At 70.7% G+C, this 5,337-nt stretch carries 8 protein-coding genes; 4 read left to right on the forward strand and 4 right to left on the reverse strand.

Annotated elements, in window-relative coordinates; all coding sequences use genetic code 11:
• Window positions 1-30: 30 nt before the first annotated feature.
• Window positions 31-402, reverse strand: a complete 372-nt coding sequence (locus FHG89_RS00580; RefSeq protein ID WP_139581914.1) for a DUF4267 domain-containing protein — start codon at window positions 400-402, stop codon at window positions 31-33.
• 88 nt (window positions 403-490) lie between these two features.
• On the opposite strand from FHG89_RS00580, the gene FHG89_RS00585 reads away from it, so the two are divergent.
• Window positions 491-1,063 carry a TetR/AcrR family transcriptional regulator gene (locus tag FHG89_RS00585; protein ID WP_139581915.1) on the forward strand — a complete coding sequence of 191 codons (573 nt, stop codon included), beginning with the start codon at window positions 491-493 and terminating at the stop codon, window positions 1,061-1,063.
• 10 nt (window positions 1,064-1,073) lie between these two features.
• On the opposite strand, the gene FHG89_RS00590 is transcribed toward FHG89_RS00585, so the two are convergent.
• The gene (locus FHG89_RS00590; protein WP_139581916.1) at window positions 1,074-1,331 is read right to left on the reverse strand and encodes a hypothetical protein; all 258 of its coding nucleotides are present in this window, start codon (window positions 1,329-1,331) and stop codon (window positions 1,074-1,076) included.
• 423 nt (window positions 1,332-1,754) lie between these two features.
• Here FHG89_RS00590 and FHG89_RS00595 point away from each other — a divergent pair, with 423 nt between their 5' ends.
• Window positions 1,755-1,964: a GntR family transcriptional regulator gene (locus FHG89_RS00595; protein ID WP_139581917.1), complete on the forward strand. Its 210-nt coding sequence runs from the start codon at window positions 1,755-1,757 to the stop codon at window positions 1,962-1,964.
• 38 nt (window positions 1,965-2,002) lie between these two features.
• Here FHG89_RS00595 and FHG89_RS00600 read toward each other — a convergent pair whose 3' ends face one another.
• Complete coding sequence (locus tag FHG89_RS00600; protein WP_139581919.1) at window positions 2,003-3,682, reverse strand: DNA repair helicase XPB; 1,680 nt, start codon at window positions 3,680-3,682, stop codon at window positions 2,003-2,005.
• Between the two features lie 137 nt (window positions 3,683-3,819).
• On the opposite strand from FHG89_RS00600, the gene FHG89_RS00605 reads away from it, so the two are divergent.
• Together FHG89_RS00605 and FHG89_RS00610 are read left to right on the forward strand one after the other, a co-directional pair.
• Window positions 3,820-4,698 (forward strand): L,D-transpeptidase family protein, encoded by an 879-nt coding sequence (locus tag FHG89_RS00605; RefSeq protein ID WP_139581920.1) that lies wholly within the window; start codon window positions 3,820-3,822, stop codon window positions 4,696-4,698.
• 95 nt (window positions 4,699-4,793) lie between these two features.
• Window positions 4,794-5,030: a hypothetical protein gene (locus FHG89_RS00610; RefSeq protein WP_139581922.1), complete on the forward strand. Its 237-nt coding sequence runs from the start codon at window positions 4,794-4,796 to the stop codon at window positions 5,028-5,030.
• A gap of 28 nt (window positions 5,031-5,058) precedes the next feature.
• On the opposite strand, the gene FHG89_RS00615 is transcribed toward FHG89_RS00610, so the two are convergent.
• Window positions 5,059-5,337, reverse strand: a 279-nt coding sequence (locus FHG89_RS00615; protein ID WP_139581923.1) for a WYL domain-containing protein, incomplete at its 5' end; no start/stop codon positions are given.

The raw sequence follows: 5,337 nt of genomic DNA on the forward strand, positions 1-5,337 counted from the left end.
ACAGACCCCCCACCCCGTAACCGGCGCTGGTCACAGGGCGAAGAGCAGGGCGGCGTTCAGGAGGACCACTGCGGCGGTGGCGAAGTGGATGCCGAAGGCGACGGCCTTCGTTCCGCCGTTGCGGAGCACGATGAGGGTGTCGCCCAGCGGGACGAGCGCGACGATCAGCATGAACCACGCGACCGCGTCGGCGGTGGTGAAGGCGATCAGGGCGAGGCCGAGCAACCCGAAGGTCACGTCCTTCAGGCCCTTGACCGTCAGGTAGGCCGGATCGCCATCCGGCCGGGCCGGTACGCCGTACCCGGCGGCTGCGGCCTGCGGCACCAGCAGGAACCGCGCACCGATGAAGGCGACGAAGAGGCTGAGTACGACGGCGAGCCCGTAGGCGAGGGGTGACAACATGGTTCGCTCCAATTGCTAGCGCCGCTAGATGCAGGAGCAATGCTAGCAGAGCGATGACAGCGACGCTAGCGGTGCTAGGATCATTGTCATGTCGACTCAGGCGCGCCGGGAGCGCGAGCGGGCGGAACGGGAACGGGCCATCGTCGCCGCCGCCCGAGACCTGGCCCTGGCCGAGGGCTGGGACGCCGTCACCACCCGGCGGCTCGCCGCCGAGATCGAATACAGCCAGCCCGTGCTTTACAGCCACTTCAAGGGCAAGGACGCCATCATGGCGGCGGTCGCCGTCGAGGGCTTCGCCGAGTTGGCCGATGCCCTGGCCATGGCCCGGGCCTCCGCCGCCAGTCCCCGACAGGCGGTCGCCGACGTCGCGGCGGCATACGTCGCGTTCGCCGAGCAGCGTCCCGCGCTCTACGACGCGATGTTCACCCTCGCCGTGGACCTGCCGTTCGCCACTCAGGACGTCCCGACGGACCTCGCCCGAGGCTTCGCCGAACTGGCCGAGACGGTGCGCCCAGTGGCCGGGGACCACGACCTGGAGACGTTCACCGAGACGTTCTGGAGCGGCCTGCACGGGCTGGTCACGCTGATGCGCAGCGGCCGGCTCCGCCGCCCGGGCCACGACCGCCGGCTGGCGGTGCTGGTGGACCGCTTCTCCCGCTGAGGGTCGCCCATCACGGCTGACGAAGCCGTCGCGCGCACGGCGCGAGGTGATCGACCGGCAGGGCGCACCGCGCGCCGCCGGGCAGTGGTCGGTCACAGAAGACCCAATGTCGTACGCCCTGCTGGTCCTCCGCCGACACGGTCACCCCGCCCGGCTCGACCCGCGCGCTGAGCCGGACCAACACCCGAGCTGCCGTACGCGCGAAGATCCGCGCGCGCAGCAGGTCCGGCGCGGTGATCGGCAGGTGGATCACCCAACGCACGCTCATCGGGGGCGGTGGTGGTTCGGGTCGCGGGGGCTCGCCAGCCCTCTCATCGGGTAGCGCACGGTGACTGCCCTTCGTCGGATGGGATCGACGGTGAGGGGCGGCCCCCGCCGGTTGCGCACGGCGGAGGCCGCCCGCCCGCAGCCGTTCCGGAGGTACGGCAGCAGGGCCGCGCCGGGGGAGCGCGCGGCGGGTGGGGTCTCGGTGGCGATGCGAGACCGGTACGAGAGGCGCCAACCGACCGCAGCAGCACCGCATCACCGAGAGCGACGCTATTGCCACCGAGTCACCTATGTCAAGCATGTCTTTGAGTCATCAACCCACCTATGTCATCCGCGTTACATACGTTGCCTGTGCCGATGGAGTCGATCAATACTGGGCGAGCCAACCGACTGCAAGGGGCTCCCCGTGCCTATACCGCCCACGATGGACGAACTGCTCGACGATCTGTTGCAGAAGATCAAAAGCGGGACCTACGCGCCTGGATCACAGCTTCCGTCCGGGCGCGTTCTGGCCGACGAGTACGACGTCTCACAATCCACGATCAGCCGTGCGGTGGCGACGCTACGGAAGCAGGGAGTGCTGGTCGGCCGTCCGGGGCGGGGTGTGTTCGTGGCGGAGTCCGGCCGGCGCTGATCCGCCTGCCGCCGGCCGTCGGCCGTCCGCCGTTGGCGTCAGTCGAAGGACGGCAGGGACGGGCCGAGGACGTCGTCGGCGTCGACGATTGTGTACGCGTACCCCTGCTCGGCGAGGAACCGCTGGCGGTGCGCCGCGTACTCGGTGTCGATCGTGTCCCGGGACACCACCGTGTAGAAGTGCGCCTGCCGTCCGTCGGCCTTCGGCCGCAGCACCCGACCGAGCCGCTGCGCCTCCTCCTGCCGCGACCCGAACGTCCCGGACACCTGGATCGCCACCGCCGCCTCGGGCAGGTCGATCGAGAAGTTCCCGACCTTCGAGATCACCAGCGTGCGGATCTCGCCGGTGCGGAACGCGTCGAACAGCCGCTCCCGCTCCTTGTTCGTCGTCGAGCCCTGGATGATCGGCGCGTCGAGGTACTCGCCGAGCTGGTGCAACTGGTCGATGTACGCGCCGATCACCAGCACCTGATCCTCCGGGTGCCGGTCGACCAGCGCCTTCACCACCGGCAGCTTCGTACGCGCGGTCGCCGCCATCCGGTAGCGCTCCTCGGCCTCCGCCGTCGCGTACGACATCCGCTCCGCGTCGGTGAGCGTCACCCGGACCTCGGTGCACTCGGCCGGGGCGATCCAGCCCTGCGACTCGATGTCCTTCCACGGCGCGTCGTACCGCTTCGGGCCGATCAGGCTGAACACGTCCCCCTCGCGGCCGTCCTCGCGTACCAGAGTGGCCGTGAGGCCCAGCCGGCGGCGGGCCTGGAGGTCCGCGGTGAACCGGAAGATCGGCGCGGGCAGCAGGTGGACCTCGTCGTAGACGACAAGGCCCCAGTCGCGGGCGCCGAACAGGTCCAGGTGGGTGAACGCGCCGCCGCGCCGCGAGGTGAGCACCTGGTACGTGGCGATGGTGACCGGGCGGATCTCCTTGCGCTCGCCCGAATACTCGCCGATCTCCTCCTCGGTCAACGACGTGCGGGCGATCAGCTCCCGCTTCCACTGCCGGCCGGCGACCGTGTTGGTGACCAGGATCAGGGTGGTCGCCTTCGCCTCGGCCATCGCCGCCGCGCCCACCAGGGTCTTGCCGGCCCCGCAGGGCAGCACCACCACACCCGACCCGCCGGCCCAGAACGCCTCCACGGCCTCGCGCTGGTACGACCGCAGCGTCCACGGCTTACGCCCGTCCTTGCCGGCCTCGGCCAGCTCGATCGGGTGCGCCTCACCGTCGACGTAACCGGCCAGGTCCTCCGCCGGCCACCCCAGCTTGAGCAGCGCCTGCTTGAGCCGGCCGCGCTCGGACGGGTGCACCCGGATCGTGTCGTCGTCGATCTTGTCGCCGAGCATCCCGGCGAGCTTCTTGCTCTTGGCCACCTCGATCAGCACCAGCCGGTCCAGCGCGCGCAGCACCAGCCCGTACGCCGGGTCGTTGGCGAGCTGGAGCCGGCCGTACCGGTCCATCGTCTCGGCCACGTCCACCAGCAGCGCGTGCGGCACCGGATAGCGGGAGTACTTGATCAGCGAGTCGACGACCCCCTCGGCGTCGTGGCCCGCGGCCCGGGCGTTCCACAGACCCAGCGGGGTCAACCGGTACGTGTGCACGTGCTCCGGTGAACGCTCCAACTCGGCGAACGGCGCGATCGCCATCCGGCAGGCCTGCGCGTCGGGGTGGTCGATCTCCAGCAGCAGGGTCTTGTCCGACTGCACGATCAGTGGTCCACCGCTCACGCCAGCGTCCTCTCCTCGGTTGGCCGACCATCCAGTGTTGCACGGTGCGGGATGTCGAAAGAAAGATGCTCACCAGGTGCAACCGGGACGGCACTTACGAACGTCTAGCAAAGGGACAACTGTCCAGGGGAGGTGCCATGAGGCGTGTCCAGAGCACTTTCCGGCTGGTTGCCCTGCTGGTGGTCGTGCTGGTCGGTGCCGGCGCGTGCGCGTTCGATCCGCAGTCCGGCGGGAGTGGTGGCGGGGGAGCCGCCCCGGCCGGTGCCGCGGAACAGGTAACGGGGGCGAGCGCCACGTCCGGGCCGGACCAGCGCGGCCGGCCCACGCCGGCCACGCCCACCGCGAAACCCTCCCGGACACCCACCCCGAAACCGACCCGCAAGGCCCCCACGCCGACAGCCAGCCCGAGTACGCCGACCGTCGCCGGCTGCCCCCAGGGCCAACACCAGCGCGCCGTGGAGACCTACCTGGCCCGGCTGGGTGGATTCGGGGCCGTGACCGTGGACGGCCGGCAGTCCGCCGCCGACTGCGCCGCCATCAAGAAGTTCCAGAAGAGGTACGGGATCCGCCCCGTCGAGGGTCGCGCCGGACCCACCACCTACGACGTGGCCCAGCGCCTCGCCACCACCAACCCGGCCAGCTGCAAGGCCGGCACCGGCACCACGTTCTGCGTCGACCTGACCCGGCAGACCGTCTGGGCGATGCGGGGCGGCAAGGTGATCATGGGGCCGACCGTTACCCGTACCGGCATGTCCGGCTACCGCACCCCCGCCGGCACCTACACCGTCAACTTCCGCAACCCGAAGGAGTGGTCCGACCCGTACGAGGTGTGGCTGCCCTACTGGCAGCACTTCACCCAGGGCATGGGCTTCCACGAGACCACCACCTACCTGCACGACAAGTCGATCGGCTCGCACGGCTGCGTCAACCTGCTGCACGCCGACGCCGTACGGATGTGGGAGCTGGGCAAGGTCGGCACCCGGGTCGTCCTGGTGGGCCGTCGCCCCGGCACCTGATCGACACACCCGGATCGGGGTTTTATCCCCTGTCACACCGGTCCCAGGAGTGTCACCCTGGGAGTCCAGGGCCGGACCGGGCGGGGAGGCTGGGGATGACGGTCGACCGTGAAGTGGTCGCGCAGTACGAGCAGGCACCGCCCGACGAGGTGTCCCGAGCGACCGTGATCGCGTACGCCGTCGCGGCCACGCTGCTCTTCGGGTGGTTCCTCTTCGGGTGGTTGGTGCTCCAGCAGGGCTTCGTCGACTCCGTCGGGGAGTCCGCCGGCGCCGGCTTCGCGCTGCTGCTGGTCGTCTCGGTCATCGGCACCGTACGCCGTAGCCGCCGCTGACCGACCACGCCAGCGGCGGCACGCCCGGTCAGTCCGCGAGCACCGCCGCGGTGATCCGGTGCAGCGCGAACGTGTGCAGCATCTCGGTCCGCTCGTCCTCGGCGCGCAGATACCCGGCACCGATCGAGACCGGCTTGACCAGCCGGGACGCGGTTGCCCCGTGGGCATCGACGTAGCCGACCCAGACCAGCGCCTTGTCGCGGACCGCCTGCTGGAGCACTGCGAGGGCCTCGCTGTGCGTGTGCGCCGGCACCGGACCGCCGCCCAGGCCCGCCGCGCCGCCGCGCACCACCGCCGGTGCCCGCCG

Source organism: Micromonospora orduensis (assembly GCF_006228125.1).
GTDB lineage: Bacteria > Actinomycetota > Actinomycetes > Mycobacteriales > Micromonosporaceae > Micromonospora > Micromonospora orduensis.

Coding starts and splice junctions, on each gene's coding strand:
- FHG89_RS00605 (WP_139581920.1), top strand. CDS start 3,820: ATGAGGCGTGTCCAGAGCACTTTCCGGCTGGTTGCCCTGCTGGTGGTC.
- FHG89_RS00580 (WP_139581914.1), bottom strand. CDS start 402: ATGTTGTCACCCCTCGCCTACGGGCTCGCCGTCGTACTCAGCCTCTTC.
- FHG89_RS00585 (WP_139581915.1), top strand. CDS start 491: ATGTCGACTCAGGCGCGCCGGGAGCGCGAGCGGGCGGAACGGGAACGG.
- FHG89_RS00610 (WP_139581922.1), top strand. CDS start 4,794: ATGACGGTCGACCGTGAAGTGGTCGCGCAGTACGAGCAGGCACCGCCC.
- FHG89_RS00595 (WP_139581917.1), top strand. CDS start 1,755: ATGGACGAACTGCTCGACGATCTGTTGCAGAAGATCAAAAGCGGGACC.
- FHG89_RS00590 (WP_139581916.1), bottom strand. CDS start 1,331: ATGAGCGTGCGTTGGGTGATCCACCTGCCGATCACCGCGCCGGACCTG.